This is a genomic window from Acidovorax sp. LjRoot117, from assembly GCF_964252695.1.
GTDB lineage: Bacteria > Pseudomonadota > Gammaproteobacteria > Burkholderiales > Burkholderiaceae_C > Acidovorax.
Map to the genome: position 1 here is coordinate 249,462 of NZ_CAXUPO020000003.1, position 17,199 is coordinate 266,660.

General features: G+C 69.1%; 8 protein-coding genes and 1 tRNA gene. 5 read left to right on the forward strand and 4 right to left on the reverse strand.

Features of this window, described 5'->3' with window-relative positions:
- Positions 1-15 precede the first annotated feature (15 nt).
- The 3 genes from ACSQ3D_RS10820 to ACSQ3D_RS10830 all read left to right on the forward strand — a co-directional run bounded on the left by ACSQ3D_RS10820 (position 16) and on the right by ACSQ3D_RS10830 (position 6,597).
- Positions 16-1,932, forward strand: a complete 1,917-nt coding sequence (locus tag ACSQ3D_RS10820) for an autotransporter assembly complex protein TamA (RefSeq protein WP_436126871.1) — start codon at positions 16-18, stop codon at positions 1,930-1,932.
- Complete coding sequence (locus ACSQ3D_RS10825) at positions 1,932-6,461, forward strand: translocation/assembly module TamB domain-containing protein (protein WP_436126872.1); 4,530 nt, start codon at positions 1,932-1,934, stop codon at positions 6,459-6,461. Before ACSQ3D_RS10820 ends, ACSQ3D_RS10825 begins: the two co-directional genes overlap by 1 nt.
- Positions 6,462-6,522: 61 nt before the next feature.
- A tRNA-Arg gene (locus tag ACSQ3D_RS10830) sits at positions 6,523-6,597 on the forward strand.
- 78 nt (positions 6,598-6,675) lie between these two features.
- On the opposite strand, the gene ACSQ3D_RS10835 is transcribed toward ACSQ3D_RS10830, so the two are convergent.
- A complete protein-coding gene (locus ACSQ3D_RS10835; RefSeq protein ID WP_436126873.1) occupies positions 6,676-6,945 on the reverse strand; it encodes a hypothetical protein in 270 nt (89 codons plus the stop codon).
- A gap of 136 nt (positions 6,946-7,081) precedes the next feature.
- On the opposite strand from ACSQ3D_RS10835, the gene ACSQ3D_RS10840 reads away from it, so the two are divergent.
- Complete coding sequence (locus tag ACSQ3D_RS10840; protein WP_436126874.1) at positions 7,082-7,291, forward strand: hypothetical protein; 210 nt, start codon at positions 7,082-7,084, stop codon at positions 7,289-7,291.
- Positions 7,292-7,344: 53 nt separating this feature from the next.
- Here the strand turns inward: ACSQ3D_RS10840 and ACSQ3D_RS10845 are convergent, their stop codons facing one another.
- Together ACSQ3D_RS10845 and ACSQ3D_RS10850 are read right to left on the reverse strand one after the other, a co-directional pair.
- On the reverse strand, positions 7,345-7,617 hold the full coding sequence (locus ACSQ3D_RS10845) for a hypothetical protein (RefSeq protein WP_436126875.1): 273 nt from the start codon (positions 7,615-7,617) through the stop codon (positions 7,345-7,347).
- The gene (locus ACSQ3D_RS10850) at positions 7,617-7,913 is read right to left on the reverse strand and encodes a hypothetical protein (RefSeq protein WP_436126876.1); all 297 of its coding nucleotides are present in this window, start codon (positions 7,911-7,913) and stop codon (positions 7,617-7,619) included. The genes ACSQ3D_RS10845 and ACSQ3D_RS10850 overlap by 1 nt, the downstream gene beginning before the upstream one ends.
- A gap of 86 nt (positions 7,914-7,999) precedes the next feature.
- On the opposite strand from ACSQ3D_RS10850, the gene ACSQ3D_RS10855 reads away from it, so the two are divergent.
- On the forward strand, positions 8,000-8,848 hold the full coding sequence (locus ACSQ3D_RS10855) for a hypothetical protein (protein ID WP_436126877.1): 849 nt from the start codon (positions 8,000-8,002) through the stop codon (positions 8,846-8,848).
- Positions 8,849-8,865: 17 nt separating this feature from the next.
- Here the strand turns inward: ACSQ3D_RS10855 and ACSQ3D_RS10860 are convergent, their stop codons facing one another.
- Positions 8,866-17,106: a PLxRFG domain-containing protein gene (locus tag ACSQ3D_RS10860; protein ID WP_436126878.1), complete on the reverse strand. Its 8,241-nt coding sequence runs from the start codon at positions 17,104-17,106 to the stop codon at positions 8,866-8,868.
- Positions 17,107-17,199: the final 93 nt, after the last annotated feature.

Below are 17,199 nucleotides of genomic sequence, written 5' to 3' on the forward strand. Positions count from 1 at the left end.
CACTCCTTGCCCACCGTGCCTTTCAGCCCCCTGCGCCCCACCGCCATCTCCCCAACGCCGGCCCTGTGGCCGGCGTTGCTGCTTGTTGGCGTGCTCGGCCTGCAAGGCTGCAGCATGCTGCGGCCCGGGGTCGACAAGGACGAGGGCGACAGCGCATCGGGCACGGGGCCCGTCATCGCAGAGTCTTCATCGCCATCGTTCGCGGTCGAAGTGCGCGCCCCCGATGCCGTGCGCGGCACGCTGGAGCGGCACCTGGAGCTGCAGCGCTTTCGCAACCTGCCCGATGTCAACGCCAGCGAGCTGCAGCGCCTGCTGGGCGCGGCTGACGCCAATGCGCGCGAGTTGTTGGGCACCATGGGTTACTTTGCGCCCACCATCACGGTCGAGCTGACCGAAACCCCGGACTCCAAAGCCGCGCCGCGCACCGTGGTGGTCACCGTGCAGCCCGGGCCGCAGACCCGCATCGCCAGCGCGGACATCGACTTCTCGGGCAACCCTGCGGCAGACCCTGAAGACGCCAAGGCCACCACCCGCCAGCAGCAACGGGTGCAGCGCAACTGGTCGCTGTCGCCGGGCCAGGCCTTCACGCAGTCGGCGTGGGATTCGGCCAAGACCGATGGCCTGCGCCAGCTGCAGGCCCGCCGCCACCCCACCGCCCGCATCGCCAACAGCCGTGCAGAGGTCGACGCCGACAAGCACGAGGCCAAGCTGAGCGTCACCTACGAGCCCGGCCCGGCCTACCGCTTCGGCCCGCTGCGCGTGCAGGGCAGCGAGCGCTACGACCCCGATGGCGCCCGCCGCCTGGCGCGCCTGCCCACGGGCGCGGTGTACGACGAGGCCGAGCTGCTGGACGCGCAGTTGCGCCTGGCCAGCAGCGGCTACTACGACGCGGTGTTCCTGACGCTCGACACCGAAGGCACCGACCCGCAGGCCGCCCCGGTGGTGGCCCAGGTGCGCGAGGCACCGCTGCAAAAGCTGGTGTTCGGCCCCGGCTTTTCGACCGATAGCGGCGCGCGCCTGTCGCTGGAGCACATCCACAACAAGCTGCCCGGCATCGGCTGGCGCGCGGTGAGCAAGCTGTCGCTGGACCGCGAGACGAAACTGGCCAGCACCGAATGGACCGCACTGCCCGACACCAACGGCTGGCGCTGGTTCGCCGGCGGCCAATTGCAGCGCGAGGACACGGGCGACTTCGACACCAACAGCGGCCGCCTGCGATCGGGCCGCAGCAAGAGCACCAAAGCCATCGACCGCAGCTACTTCCTGCAGTACGACTACGCCAACAGCCAGGGTGTGGGCGCACCGCCGTCGGGCACCGCCGTCAGCGTCAACTACGGCTGGACGGGTCGCTACTTCAACAACATGACCGCACCCACGCGCGGCCACGGCATCGCCGTGGAGCTGGGCGTGGGCACCACGCTGCGGCCCGAGCGCGACCCCTTCGTGCGCACCCTGGTGCGCTGGCAGACCTTCATCCCCGCAGGCCGAGTGCAGGACGACGCCGGCCAGGGCCGCAATGCCCGCATCGCCGTGCGCACCGAGGCTGGGGCCGTGCTGGCGCGCGACAGTGCCCAGGTGCCGGTGACGCAGCTCTTTCTGACCGGTGGCGACACCACGGTGCGGGGCTACGGCTACCGCAGCATCGGCGCCCGCACCGACAACGGCATGCTGTACGGGGGCCGCTACATGGCCGTGGGCAGCGTCGAATGGCAGCGCCCCATCGTCTACAAGGGTGAGATGACCGACTGGGAAAGCACCCTGTTCGTGGACGCAGGCGCGGTGGCCGACCGCGCAGGCGACCTGGACCCGCGCGTCGGCGTGGGCGCGGGTGTGCGCTGGCGCAGCCCGGTGGGCCCGCTGCAGGCCGACCTGGCCTACGGCGTGAAGACCAAGGAAGTGCGGGTGCACCTGCGTCTGGGATTCAGCTTCTGATGGCAAACCAGGACCCCACGCCCGTTCCAGCCCCCGCTCCGCCACGCGCCAGGTCTTCGGATTTCAGCGCTGGCGCGTCCGGCCGCAAGAAGCCCCCACGGCGGCGCGTACGCCGCGCGCTGCGGGGCCTGGGCTGGTTGCTGGCCACCGTGGTGGCCCTGCTCATCGCCACCGCCGCAGCCCTGTGGTGGTGGGCCGGCAGCAACAGCTCGCTGGCGGCGGCACTGGCACGCGCCGCGCAGTACCTGCCCGCCGACCAGCAACTGGAAAGCCGCGACGTCAGCGGGTCGCTGCGCGGCGGCGGGCACATCGGCTGGCTGCGCTGGAGCAGCCCGGCGCTGTCCGTGGAGGTGAACGACATCGCCCTGGGCTGGCAGCTCATGCCCCTGCTGCAACGGCGCCTGGAGCTGGGCGAGGTGCACGCCGCCCGGGTGCAGATCACACCGGCCGCGGACGCACCGCACAGCACCGAGCCACCACAACCCCTCACGCAGCTCAAGCTGCCGCTGCAGATCGGCGTGCCGTTTCGGGTGGACGAGATCCAGTGGGCAGGCACGCCGGCCGTGCAGGTGCTGGGCCTGCAGGGCACCTACCGCTACGACGGGCGCGATCACCGCCTGAAGATCGACAACGTGGAGCTGGCCCAGGGCCGCTACAGCGCCAGCGCCACGCTGCAGGCCGATGCGCCCATGGCGCTGGACGCCACGGTGGACGGCGCGGTGCACACCGCCGTGCCCGGTGGCGGCGCAGCGCTGCAGCTGGGCGCACACGCCACGCTGCAGGGCACGCTGGCCACCGCCGCGGCGCAGCTGGAACTGAAGGCGCGCATCAGCCCGGTGGCCGCAGAGGTGGCGCCACCTGCATCGGCTGCATCATCCGCCTCTGCAGCAAGGCCAGCCAAACCCGCATCCAACGGCACCCGCACACCACGCGCAGGCCAGCGCACGCCAACGCCACCGCCTGCTGAGCCCATGCAGGCCGACCTGACGGCCACCGTCACCCCCTGGACCGCCCAGCCCCTGCAGGCCGCCACCGCAGCGCTGCGCGCCGTGGACCTGGCCGCACTCTGGCCCCAGGCACCCAGCACACAGTTGCATGGCACGGTGAAGGCCGGTCCGGTGGCGATCACCCCCGCAGCAAACGCCACGCAGCAGCCACCCGCACCCCATCCACCCACCAGCACGCAGGGCAGTGCCCCACCCGTGCCTGCCCCAGCGTCGCCGGCACCGACCACCGGATGGACGCTGCAAGCCCAGTTGCGCAACGACCTGGCGGGCCCGTGGGACCAGGGCCGCCTGCCTCTGTCCGCGCTGCAGGCAGACGCCAGCTACGACGGCACCCGCTGGACCGTGCCCAGCGCCGTTGCCAGCGCAGGCACCGGCACGGCCACGCTGCAAGGTCACTACACGCCATCCACCCAGGCGCTGGAGGGCCAGGCCGAACTGCGCAACCTGCGCCCCGACCTGCTGCACACCGCCATGGCTGCCGTGCCGCTGGCAGGCCGCGCCAGCGCACAGACGCAGGGCGACCAGGTGCGCTTCAGCGCAGACATCCGTGCGTCGGGCCCCGCTGCAGCGTCTGCACGGGCCACCAAGGGCCGCCCTGCCCTGCTCAGCATCCAGACCCTGGCGGCGCAGGGCAGTTGGCAACCCGGGGCCCAGACCGGTGGCGGCACGGTGCAGCTCGACCGCCTGCTGGTGGATGCACTGCAGGCGCGCGCCGAAGGCACCGGCGTGCGCATCGCCCTGGCCGGCCCCGCCGTGCAGGGCCAGCTCGCCATCACCGTTCCGGGCGCCACGGCCCGGGCGCAAGGCAGCATCGCACCCACCACCGGCGCTGGCGAACTGCAGGTGCAATGGGTCGACCTGGATGCCACGCAGCGCTGGCTCACCAGCCTGCCGTTCGCCGGCAGCGCCGCACGGGACGCGCTGCAGGGTGCCACGGCCAAGGGCGCGGCGTCGGTCACCGCGCGCTGGAAGGGCGGCTGGCAGACACTGGCGCGCCAACTGCAGGCCGCCCCATCCGGCGCAGCCTTGCCAGCAACCAAGGACGCCTTCGAGCTGCAGGCCACGCTGGCCACATCGCAGCTCGACCTGACGCTGCCCCCAGCCAAGGAAGCCGGCAGCAGGCCCACCGCCGTGCAACTGCGCGGCGTGAAGGCCGAGCTGTCGGGCAACGTACTGCAGGCCGCCCTGTCGGTGGACGGCGAAGCCCGCCTGAACGCCAGCCAGGCACAGCAGATGCAGCGCGCCACCCTGCAGGCCCGACTGTCCGGTGGCCTGGCCGCCCCCTCGCAATGGCGAGCACAGATCAACGAACTGCGCCTGCAGGCGCAGGACGCTCAGCGCCCCGGCCCCTGGGCCGTGCAGCTGGCCGAGCCGCTGTCCATTACCGTGAACACCACGGCCAGCACGGCCCCCGCCGCCGGCACGGCAAGCCGGCGCAACAGGAACGACAACAACGACACCAAAAGTGGCACCGCCCCCGCGCCCCAGCCAGCGCCCGCACTGACCATCCAGACATCCGCAGGCCAGGCCCGCCTGACCGGCCCGCAGCCTGGCACCGTGGTGCTGCGCTGGCAGCCCGTGCGAGTCACCACCGGCCCCGCATTGCAGCTGCAGACACAGGGCACCCTGCAGGGCCTGCCCATGGCCTGGGTGGACGCGCTGGGCATGGGCGGCACACCCGCAGCAGCGGGCCGCCCCACGCAGCCGCTGCTGGCCCGCATGGGCCTGGCCAGCACCCTGGTGCTGGATGGGCAATGGAACCTGGACACCACCAGCACCCTGCGCGCCAGCGCCAGCCTGCGGCGCGCCAGCGGCGACCTGCGCATCCTGGCGGGCGACCCAACTGCCGTCACTGCCGTACAAAGCAGCGGCCAGGGCGCGGGTGCCGGCGCCACCACCGTGATCGCCACCGAGGCCACGTCCACCCCCGCCGCGGGCACGCCCGCCGGTGTGCGCCAGGCCGAGGTGTCGATCGATGTGGAAGGCGACGCGCTGCGCGCACGTCTGGCCTGGGCCAGCGACCGCGCCGGCGAGATCGATGCCAGCGCCAGCACCCGGCTCACCCTGGCCGGTGGCAGCGCGGGCACCGACCTGGCCGCCATCACCTGGGCGGCCGACGCCCCCCTGGCCGGCACGCTGCGCGCCCGCCTGCCGGACGTGGGTGTGTGGTCTGCCCTGGCACCGCCCGGCTGGCGCGTGCGCGGCACGCTGGACGCCAGCGCCACCTTGTCCGGCACGCGCGACGCACCCCGCTGGGCCGGCACGCTGGGTGCCGACGAACTGGCCGTGCGCTCCGTGGTCGACGGCGTGGACCTGCAAGGCGGCCGCCTGCGCGCCACTTTGAGCGGCAACCAACTGGACATCACCGAGTTCCGCCTGCAGGGCGGGCGCGGCAGCGGCGCACGCATCGCAGGTTTCAGCGGCAACCGCACCGCCGCGCCGCAGGACGGCGGCACCCTCACGGGCTCTGGCCGCATCACCTGGGGCCAGGCGGGCAATGGAATGTCCGGCATCGCCATGGCCATGCAGGCCGAGGCCAAGGCGCTGCAGGTGCTGGTGCGCGCCGACCGCCAGATCAGTGTGTCGGGCGAGCTGAAGGCCCAGTTGCAGCAAGGCCAGATCAGCCTGCGCGGCAAGCTGACCACCGACCGCGCCACCATCATCCTGCCCGACGAAAGCGCGCCCAGCCTGGGCTCGGACGTGGTCGTGCGGTCTGCCGCCAAGGACAAGGAAGACCAGGCCAAGGCCCAGGCCGCCGCCCGCGCCAACCAGGTGGCCGCCCAGGCCGAAACCGCCAAGCCGCCGGACATCGCCATCACCCTGAACCTGGGCCGCGACTTCGCGCTGCATGGCCACGGCATCACCACGCGCCTGACCGGCGAAGTGGACATCCGCAGCAGCGCCGTGGCCGGCGCCCCGCCGCGCGTGACCGGCGAAGTGCGCACCGAAGAGGGCCGCTACCGCGCCTGGGGCCAGATGTTGGACGTGGAGACCGGCCTCATCCGCTTCAACGGCCCGTACAACAACCCGTCGCTCGACATCCTGGCCCTGCGCCCCAACATCAGCGTGCGCGCGGGCGTGCAGGTCACTGGCAGCGCCCAGGCCCCGCGCGTGCGCCTGTATTCGGACCCCGAACTGCCCGACGCCGAAAAGCTGTCGTGGGTGGTCCTGGGCCGCAACGCCGCCGCCGGCGGCGCCGAAGCCGCCGTGCTGCAACAAGCCGCCCTGGCCCTGCTGGGCCGAGGCGGCGGCGGCAACAACACCGCCGCCAACATCGCCAACCGCGTGGGCCTGGACGAAATCGGCTTCAAGGGCCCCGGCTCCGGCGAAGACGCCACAGGCGCGGCACTCACTTTTGGAAAGCGCTTGTCCAAGGATTTGTATGTGACGTACGAACGCAGCCTGTCGGGCACGCTGGGCACGCTGTATATCTTCTACGACCTGTCGCGCCGCCTGACGCTCCGCGGGCAGACGGGGGAGAAGAGCGCGGTGGATCTGATCTATACCGTGAAGTACGACTGAGGGGGGGGTGGAACCAGTCCGCCAGGAACCGTGCCGCGCAGCCCCTACAATGCGCGGCTGTCTCCTCGTAGTTCAATGGATAGAACGAGTGCCTCCTAAGCGCTAGATACAGGTTCGATTCCTGTCGAGGAGGCCATTGATCCGCAGGAAAATCAATGGCTTACGTGTTTTGCCCCGCTCCCGGGGACATGCCGGGGACATGGAGGGGCATTTTTCACCCCCGAACCGACCCATGCAGGCTCATGAGGCGCTGGGCGATTCCGTCCGGATCGATGCGCATGTTGCTCATGGGGATGGTCCCCGCGCACACGTGCTCATACCAGACGTGGTATCCAGACAGATCGGGCATCTGCTGGCCCGCGCACTGGCGGATGGCTGCCGCGATGCCCGGGGCGCCGAACTCGCCCAGCTCCTCCCGGCCGTCAAATACTTGGGCCCGGTAGTTGCCGGGTTCTATCTTGTCGATGCGCAGGGTCAGGATCATTCTCGGCGGGCGGCTGCTGGTTTCTGGGCCTACACCGTAGGCGGCGGAAATTATCAGCGAGTTGCATGCTCGTTCTGCTGAACCTCCGGTGACGCAAGTCGCCCTGCCGCTATGATCCCTGCGAAGAAAGGGAGCCATGTTCGAAGCCATCATCACCATCATGTACGCGCTCAACGGGCGCCCCCAGGTCGAAGAGCTGAAGTCGGATACGCCAATAGCCGCCGCCAGCGTGGCGGAGTGCAAGGAGAAAATGCTGGCGCGCATGCTGCCCGGCCTGCAGGAGATGAAGGCCACCCCGGGCGTCACGCGACTGTCCTACTCCATCCGCTGCACGCCCAAGGGCTGACACGACTGGCCGGTCAAGAAGCGGCCACCACCGTTCGAAACAGCTCCCTGCAGTTACTGCGGGGGAAACTTCCTGAACAGTTCGAGCAGCTTTTCAGCCAGCCCATCTGAATCGTCGCGCATCTCACCCGCGGTCACGCTGCCCGCGCAGACGTGCTCGTACCAAAGGTGAAAGCCTGCTAGATCAGGCAGCGGATTCTCGGCCGCCAGCAATATGGCCTCCCGGATGCTCACCGCGTCGTAGTGGCCCAGGTGCTGGGTGCCTTCCATTACGTGGGCTCGGTAGTCACCTGAGTCGATCTTGATGATGTGCAAGGTGAGCAGCATCAGCGTCTTGTGTCAGGCGGCAGGGTAACCGTGGGCAGGGATGCGATGCCGTCCGTGGAACGCGGCGCAATCCAGTGCACCCAAAGCCCCTTCAGCCAGGCCAGGGCGCACACCACGGCAACCACTGCGACACCCCACTGGCCGCTGTCCCACACCGCCCAGAACCAGAACGGCTGGCTCGCGAGCCCCACGATGCAAGCCCACCGCTGAAACCGCATGCTGCGGCTTTGCGACAGCCAGATGGCAGTCGGGCCCATCAGGGCGATGGCGGTTTGAACGAGTAGATGGGAGGGCATGGCGGGATTGTGCACCACTGGATGCAATCACAGCATGCGACTTCAGCATGTTGGAGAATAGGGGCTCCGATCTCAAGGGGCAGCTCATGCATTTCGTAAAATTTGGCTTTGTAGTTGGTTTAACCGTGTGCTTGGTAAATCAGGCAGGCGCTGCGATTGACCCCGCCGCGCTTCAAATGATCCGAGAGACTGCGCACGATATCTGCGGAAAAACAGAAGCGGCGGGATCCCAGTCACGGATAGCGCTCCGAGGCGATGCGAATGCCAGCGTTGCACGGCTGATTCGGCGCCTCGTCGATGTCGGAGCAAGCGTGAAGGCCGAGTACGAGCGGGATGGTTACGTCGGCCTTCCACAAAACGAGCTTGCACAAACCTTTAACAACGAGCGTGAGTGCCGCGAGCGCATTTTTCAACAGCTCATTGAGAGAATCATTCCTACTCCGGCGCCTCCAGCCACTGGTCAGGGCAAACCAATAGCTCCTGTAACGAAAGCAAAAAAGCCAGCCGACAAATCAACGGTCTCTACCGCTGCAACTCCGTCCGATGGCAACGCTAGGTCCGCAGACTGGGCATCACCTTCGCAGTCAGCCACTGAGTTCGCTGTTGCCTGGTTGGATCTACTTGAGCTTAATAAACCTCAAGCCTATTCGCTCTTGGCACGTGACCTGCGCGAAGCTGTTACGCACGATCAGTTCTTCAGCCTTTTGGCACAAACCTATGAGAAGAACGGTGCTCCCGAGGCTCGGTCACCAATCGGAGCTGACCCCCTACCTCAGGCCTCCAGGTCAGATCGCAAGTACACGCTCGTAGCATTCAAGACGAAATGGAAAAAGACCGTTAATTCCTGGGGTTCTCCAGGCGACGAAGTTGTTATTACCGGTCTCTCTCCTACGGGGACCTGGGAAGTCGCTGCTTATAGGTGCCTCGCATGCTGAGTTGCTTGGTTCGATCACTATTCAGTTGCAAATCTACCTGCGTCTAATGCATCCCGTCGCTTGCTCGGCAGGTAGACCCCCTCCTCCGCTTCCCGGATCCGCTTCTGCCGCATGTTCACGCTCTGCGCCAGTTGCATCGCCTGGATCCGGCGGTTCGGGTTCTTGTCGTTGAACTTGGCAATGTCCTCGCGGGCCGCCGCCTTGCCCTCTTCGTCCCCGGCCATGGCCGCCATGGCGAACTGCTCCACCAAGGCACTGCGCCGCGCCTGCAGCGCGCGGTCATGCTGCACGATCGCGCTCTTGCCCTCGTACGCATTGCGCACGCCCGACGGAGAGAACCCGGCGGCCTGGCCGAACAGCGCCGCAGCATCCACCTCGTCCTGCACCACGATGCCCGACTTGTCGCGCACGCCCTCTGTGCCGTAGCGCCAGGTCTTCAGCGGCCCGCGCAGCACGCTGGGCGCCATGGCTTCCAGCCCGCGCTGGTACTGCCCCTCGCCCATCAGCTGCACGCCCTTCAGCGCATTGATGCCGATGCCGGCCACCGGACCCAGGGCTGCGGCCATGGCGGACTCGCCCAGGCGCTGGCCTTCCAGCCCTTCCTGCACGTCCGGGAAGATCAGCTTGTCCAAGCCCACCCGGCCCGAGATGTCCCAAGGCGTCAGGCGCGACAGGCCGTGGGCCAGCACCTCGGCCGGCTTCTGACCGAAGGTGTCGGCCAGCATGTTCTGCAGGGCCACCTGAGCGTCCCAAGGCTCGTCATCGTCGCCCCCCAGCATCGAGGCGGCCGCCAGCAACGTGGTGACCATGGGCAGGCCCAGGGCCCCGGCAGCCAGGGCGTGCATGGTGAGCAGGCCGCCCAGCGCCTTGCCGGCCTGCGCGCGCTCCGCAGGTGATGCGCCCTTGAGCGCCTGGTGGGCGTTGCGCGCCAGCGTGTAGACCATGTTCTGGCCGTACTGCTTGAACAACAGCACCACGCGCGCCACGTTGCCCTGCATCGCCCGGGGCCGGTTGTTGGAGCTGTAGTCGAAGTGGCCGTCGTAGGTGGCCTGCACCGCCTGCTCGAAGGCCGCCTTGTCGCCCGCGCCCGCCTCGCGCGCCAGCCGGTAGGCCGCCACGAAGGTCACTTGGCGGTTGAACTTCTCGGCGTGGTGGAACATCCAGCTGGCGGCCCGCATCACCGGGCGCAGCTTGTACGACACGTTTTGGTCCTCGCCCTGTGCGATGCCAGCCAGGTCGTGGGCCATGGTCACATCGATCACGCCGGAGCGCACCGCCTCGTCAAAGGCTGCCTTCTCCTCCGGGCTCAGGCTGGTGGTGATGTCGTTCTTCCCGCGTGCGGCTTCGCCCGAGGCCTTGAGCAGCGCGGCGCTCGCCTTCTTGTACCCCCACTTCGCGCCCATGACCGGGTAGGCCACCAGTGCCGTCTGGGTCAGGTTGACCATTGCCGATGCCGGCGACAGCCCCAGGTGGAAGATGAAGCCCAGGCTGGTGAGCGCGGTGGACACGGCGTTCGTCTTCGGGTTCATGGCGGCGTCGTGGCGCTTGACCATCTCGTCCACCACCTGCTGGCCCTTCACGGAGTCGAAGCCGCTGTCGGTCGAGCCGGCGTCCACGCGGCGCTGCATCTCGCCCAGCTCGTCCTGCAGGCGGTCGCCGTAGCGGAGCTTGGCCAAGTAGCTGGCACCGTGGAAGACGTTCTGCGCGAAGGCCCGGCGCGCGTCCTGGCTGAAGCCGGCCGTGCCCTTGCGGTGGATGCCATGCTTCGCCCAGGACAGGTCGGGCAGCGAGGACAGGTACAGCTGGCCCAGCGCATCCTCCAGCTCGGCGCGCTGCTTGGTGTCCATGCCCTGCTTGTCCAGCACGCCGTACAGCTGCTCCATGAAGCCGCGGCCCACGCTGTCGCGCTCGGCCACGAAGTCCTTGGCCTTGAGCACCTTGCCCACGGCGTAACCCTTGCCGGCCGGGAAGGCCTGCTGCAGCTGCCGGCGGGCGGCGTCTGCCTCGGCCATGGTCTCGGCGCGGCTCACATTGGCCACCTTGCCCTCGGCATCCTTGACCACCACAACGTACTGGCCGAAGCGGGCCAGGGGGAAGTACACGCCCTTGATGTGGCCGAAGAACTCGTCGTCCATCCGCTTGAGCATGGCGGCCTTGCGCTCGGAGCTGATCTCGGTGCGCTCGATGCGCTCCTTGATCGCGCCGCGGACATCGCGCATGTGCTGGCGGTAGGTGTCCCGCGCCCGGGCGTACACGTCCTTGGCTCCCTGCGTGAGGGCGTTGTACCGCGCCTGCAGCCGGGTCCAGTCGGTCTTGTTGTCGCCCTCCACGAAGTCGCGCGACGGGTCGATCTGCGCCAGGGTGGAGTCGTGCATCAGCTCGGCCAGCGCGCGCTCGTCCGGCAGCTTGGCCCAGTCCTGCGCCAGCTGATCGGCGCCGGACCCGGCCTCGTTCTTGTCGGCGTCCATACGCGCCATCAGGTCGCTGTACGTGCGCAGCTCGGGCAGCATGCCGCCGTACACGTCGACCAGTTGCCGGCGGCCCAGCAGCTGCAGGCCCAGGCCACGGTAGTCGGCGGCCTTGTAGCCGGCCTGCTGCTTGAGGTTGGTGACGGTCACAGATTTCAGGGCGTTGCCCACGCGCTGGGCGGTGGGAGTGTCGTCCTTGGCGCGGTACCGGATGTCCGGGTCGCTCGGGTCGAAGGTGCCTCGGTTGCCGGTGGCGGACTTCACCTGGCTGGGCTCGCGGACCATGTAGACCGTCTGGGTGCCGCCGTCGCGCATGGCCACGCGGATGATCGCGCCGTCGTTCTCCGGCTTCAGGCCCGACAGCAGCAGCTTGTCGGCTTCCATCATGTTCTTCGCCTCCAGCTGCAGGGGGTTCTTCAGCGACAGGTAGGTCGGCATGATGGCCTGGGTTTCCCGCGCCATGCGGGCGTAGTTCCCGGCCACCTCGGCGTTGTCGGTGAAGAAGAAGCCCATGCCCGTGTTGGCGGCGCCCGTCGTGGCCCCGGCCCGCGCGCGGCTGAAAACACTGAAGTCGCCGCCGGTGCCATGGAACACGCGCAGCGGCTGGCCGTTGGCGTCCACCGCCTTGCTGTCGCCGAACCAGCGCTGAAACGCTGGGCTCTGGGTCTGGTCCGCCGCGCGGAACCGCACGCCTGCGGGCCCGCCAGTGCCGCTTCCGGCGTGCTCGATGGCCCGCAGCACGAAGCGCTCGGCCTCGTTGTATGTCATGCCGCGGATCCGCTTGGCCAAGCCATCCATCCCCATGCGCTCGGCCACGCTGGCCAGCCAGTTGGCCAAGGTGCGCACGCGCAGGCCCAGGCGGGTGCCGGCCTGCTTCTGGGCGCGCAGCTCCTCGGCCACCACGGCCAGGCCTTCCTCGATGGCCAGGGCCTGGTACTGGGCTGTCAGCTCGCTGCCGGTGTGCCCCAGGTCGCGCAGGGCCTGCAGCTGCTGCCGCGCGTCCGGCGCCTCGCGCTTCCAGCGGTCCGCGTATTCCTGCACCCGCCTGTCGCGCTTTGCCAGGTCCAGCATGGCCTGCACATAATCGGGGGCCGGCAACACATTGCGCACCCCCAGGTGAAACATCTCATGGAAAACCGTCTCAGCGACAGCGTCAGCACTCCCGTGAGCGGAGGCCACGAGGACGATGCGGCCCTCGCCGGGTATCGCCGCCCCCATTACGCCGTCCGGCGCACCGACCCCAAGCTCCTCGCTCCGGCTCACGACGTCGATTGGTGGCGGGTTGGCCAAGCCCGCAAGGGCCTGCTGCACCGCCTGCTGGGCCTGTTCAAGCGATAGCCCGCGCCCGGGCTCCGCAGCGTCGCCAGCGCTGAAGAGCACGACAGCACCGCCCTCGCCCTGGCGTGTGTCCACCGTCTGGAAGAAGTTATCGAACGCGCCCCGGATCACGGGCAGCTCGCCGGCCGTGGGGTACGGGTAGCCGCCCTCCAGGGCGAAGGCACTGGCCGGCACCACGTTGGCCAGGTAGTCGTTGCCGGCGTTCTGGTCCTTCAGCTTCGCAATCACATAGCTCTCGAAAGCCCGTGCCGACATCTCCGGCTTCGTGGTCCAGTAGGCAGTGGTGCGTCGGTCGTCAAGCTTGCGGCTGCGCTCCTGCATGCGGGTGCGGTTGATCGCCCCGTTCACCTCCCGAAAGGCCGCACGCATCTCCTCGCGCACGCCCTCGCCGCCCTGCTCCTGCTGGGTCATGTAGGTGCCGCCGTCTCCACGCTCGCGCGAGAAGTAGTTGTCGAGGCCATGCCACCACTCGTGCGCCATGCTGCCCGCCCCCTCGCGCTTGGTCAGGTTGATGACCACGTTCCCGCGCTCGTAATGGGCGGCTGCAGCGTCGGTGCCTCCGGTGCCGCGCGCGCCGAAGGCCAAGCCCAAGCGCCCGCCCAGCGACAGTGCCTTGGGCGGCAGGTTCAGCACGCCGGCCAGGTCCATCAGGGCGTCATACGCCTGGTTCAGGTCCTGCTGCCGGCGCCCGCCCTCCACGTAGTTGCCAAACTGCACGCCGCGGAACCCGAAGGCATTCTGGAACTGCTCGGGCGTCACGTCGGCACCCTTGCGGTAGTCCTCGCCGATGCGGGGGGAGTTGGTGGCGGAGCGCACCGGCGGGATGGCCTTGAACTTGGCCAGCAGGTCTTCCAGCTCGCTCCGGTTCTCGGCCAGGTACTGGCGCGCGGCCTGGATGTCGGTGAAGCCCGACTTCAGCTCGGCCACGTTGCCGCCGATCTTCTTGCCGATGTAGAACTCGCGCGCACCGCCTGCCCGCTTGCCGTAGATCTCGAACGTGGCGCCGCGCGTGGGCGCCTGCTGCTCGGCCAGCAACTCGGCCGCCCGCCGCTTGAAGGCTGCAATCGCCTGCTCACGGGTATCACCCTTGGCCAGCTCACGCGGCCAGTTACCGAAGGCCGTGCCCTTGGCAGCGCGCGCTACGGTCCAGATGGTGCGCGGGGGCACGTACCGCTGGCCTTCATACAGCGAGTAGCTGTGGTCTTCCAGCTGGATACCCTTCAGCGAGCGCTCGTGGCCCATGGCCTCGTACAGGGCGGCCTGGTTGGCCACGCCGCGCAGGTTGGCGCGCTGCATTGCTTCGGCGACGGTGGCCGTGTCCATGGTGCCGCTCACCAGGTCCTCGGCGAAACCGCGCAGTGACTCCATCCTGCTGGTCCAGCCCTTGAGCTTCCAGGACGACTGCGGCTTCGTGGGCACAGCGTCGCGCAGCGCACGGGCCATCGCCACGGCGGCCGGCGGCGTGCCGCCCTCCAGCAGCTTGCCGTAGTCGGGCTCGGGCCAGGTCTTCGACAGTGGATGCGCACGGGCGTCCAGCTCCTTGGCCTGAGCCATGCTGTCGCCGTAGGCCTCGGCGTAGAGCATCTTGCGGGCGCCCTTCAGCTCCTCGCCGAAGTCCTCGATCTTGGTGGTGGACCGTGGTGCTGCTGCGCGTGCTGGGCGTGGGCCAGCGGATGCCGAATCCGCTCCTGATTTAATAGCTGCTGGCGCTTGCGTTTCAAGCGCTGGCGCCTGATTCGATGCCATTTCTGGGCGCGGGCCAGAGCCTGCTGCTCGATCCTGCTGGTGGCCGGCCCTTTGCGAGGTCGCCGATGGGCTGCTATCGCTTGATGCATCAGCATCGGCAGCTACCAATTCAGGAGCAGAAACCGTGGTGGTGGGCTCCGAGGTGGCCGGCCCCCTGCTGGTCATCATGCTGGGGGCCGGTTCAGTAGGGGGTGTCCTCAAATTTAAGGACACCCCTGCATTGTCAGAAGCATCGATCTCTGCGACCACCTGCGCCAGGCGCTTGCCCTTGGTCTCGATGCCCAGGCCCCGCGCGACGCGGTTGGCCTGAATGGCGTTGGTGCGCCAGTTGGGCGCGCGATCCGCTCCCGAATTTATAGCTTCTACCGCTTGTCCATCAATCGGTGCGCGCCGATTCTGTCCTTTTTCTCGCAGTACGAAGCCCAGAGACTCGTCCCCGCCGGCGGGCACCACCTCATGCGTGCTGGCCAACTGCTGGCGCTGCAGCTCCTGCTGGGCAGCCTGCCGTGTGGCGAACGGTGCACCGCTGGCGCTGGTCACGGTCTGCGGCGCTGGTGCTGGTGCTGGTGCTGGTGCTGCCGCGTTCTCCCTGTTCACTGCCTCGGCGCGGCGCTCCTGGCGCACGCCGTCGGCACCCGCCACCATGCGGCCGGTCGGTGCGTTGTCGAAGGGCAGAGGGGGTCGCGAAACGCTACCCCCTTCGCGCACGGGGGTTACCGGAGTGATGTTGCTCAGGCCCAACTCGGTCCGGCGCTGGCGCTCGGCTTCCACCTGCTGGCGCTGGACTGCCGCTGCGTTGCCCCGGGCGACCGCCTCGGACCGAGCCTCAGCCCGCACGCCGCCGTCTGGGCCGGCCAGCATGCGGCCCGTGGCGCTCTGGTCGTAGGGCAGTTGGGCTGCAGCCTCGTCCTGGGGCATTGCGGCTCGCGCAGCAGGATCCAGGCGTGCCGTGGGCGCCACGTCGTAGCCGCGGCCGCTGGGGTGCGGCACCACCGATACAGGAATTCCTGCATCGGCCGCGCTGCGGCGCAGGGCGTGGGCCTGATCCAGCCGCAGAGGTTGGCCAGACGTGAGGTCGGCGTCAAGCGCCAGCTGGCTGATGCGCTCGGCCACGGGGTCCACCACCGGCCCGGCCGCAGGCGCCTGGGTGAAGTCGATCTCGTTGCCAAAGCGCGCCGGGGCCGTGTCCTGCAGCTCCAGCCTGGTGTCGGGCGTGGGCCGCACGGTGCGCGTGCTCTGCAGTTGGTCGGGCGAGAACGTGGCGTGCAGCACCTCGGCTGCCGCGTCGCGCTCGGCGGGCGAGCGGGCGGAATCGGTAGCTTTTACGAGCAGGTCGCGAAACTCGGCCTGGTGCTCCGGCGCGATCGCGCGGTCAATCATCGGGCCGTACTCGGCCACCGACGGCAGGTCCGGTTGGCGGGCATCGAAGTTCTGCACCACCCGCCCGCGCTCCATGTCCTCGGGCGCCAGGTCCACCGCCGCTGCAGGTGCTGCATCGGCCAGCTCTTGCACGCGCTCGCTGCGCAAGGCCCGCACGCCCGCGGGCAGCGCCTCGTTGTCGGCGTCGGCCAGCTCCACACGCGCCTCGCGCTGCTGCTGCTCTGGCAGCCGGCTGATCGTCGCCTCCAGCTGCGCGCGCTCCTCCTGCGGCGTGGGCGCGGCCGGTACCGGTGCCAGCTCCATGTCTGCCGCCAGCGCAGCAGCCCGGGACATCACGCCGTCGTCAGGGTTGATCCCCATGGCTTCGCTTGGGCGCTGGGCCGGCGCGGCGACGGGCTCAGTGTTGAGCTCGTTGGTGTTTGGCTGTGCACTTGCTGCTGGCGCCGGCGCCGCGTGCCCACCGCTCAGCAGCGACACGCCGCCGCCCGTGGCACCGCCCAGGGCCGCTCCCATGGCGGCCGCTGCAGCGACGCCCTTGGTGGGGTCGATGGTCGAGTCGTAAGGCTGTGCCGCGCGCTGACCCTCGTACTGGGTCACGCCCTCTTCCAGCGCTTCCTGGGCACCTTCGACCGCCGCTGTCTTCGCCGCGCGGGATACGGCATTGCCGGTGAAGCCTTTCGCACCGGCCACCAGCCGCTCCGCGCCCACCACGCCGCCCACGCCGCCGATCACCGCCGGCAGCACGCTGGCCTGGCGCCCGGCCGCCACCGCCTGCTCGTCCGTGGCTCCGCCCTTGGTGGACAGCTCGTAGGCCGTGCCCGCGGCATCCCCGCCCGCCATGGCAGCACCTGCAGCAGCACCACCGGCCAGGCCGCCGCGCGCCGCGTTCAGGCCCGCGATGGATGCCAGGGTGCGACCACCCTTCACAGCCATGCCCGGGCCGACGAAGGAGCCCACGGCCTGTGCCGCTGCCTGCACGGGGTTGTTGACCACGTAGCTGCCCACGGCGCCCAGTTCGTCGAGCACGTCGTCAGCGTTGGCCACGCCCCGGCGGAAACGCTGCTTCTCGGACTTCACGGCATCGCTCTGGCTCGCCTCGCCGGCCTCGACGATGTTCTTGTCGATCCAGCCAGAGACCGCGTTGCCGGGCCGCACGAAGTTGGCCGCCGCGGACACGCCGCCAGCCGCCGCGTTCGCAGCCTCGATCACCGTGTCGTTGGCGATGGACGCGAGCGTTCGCCTGCGCGCTGGCTGTGCGTCTTCAACAACTTGCCCGCCAAAGTCATCCGTGGTGACGGGGATACCACCGAAGGTGTCGTTTTCCATGCCCCCAGTTTTCCCACCAAGGGAATGGGGGGGCAAACCCTACTGGGGCGGCGCACTTCCGATGCTGAGGGCCCTGCTAGAGTGCTGCAAGGA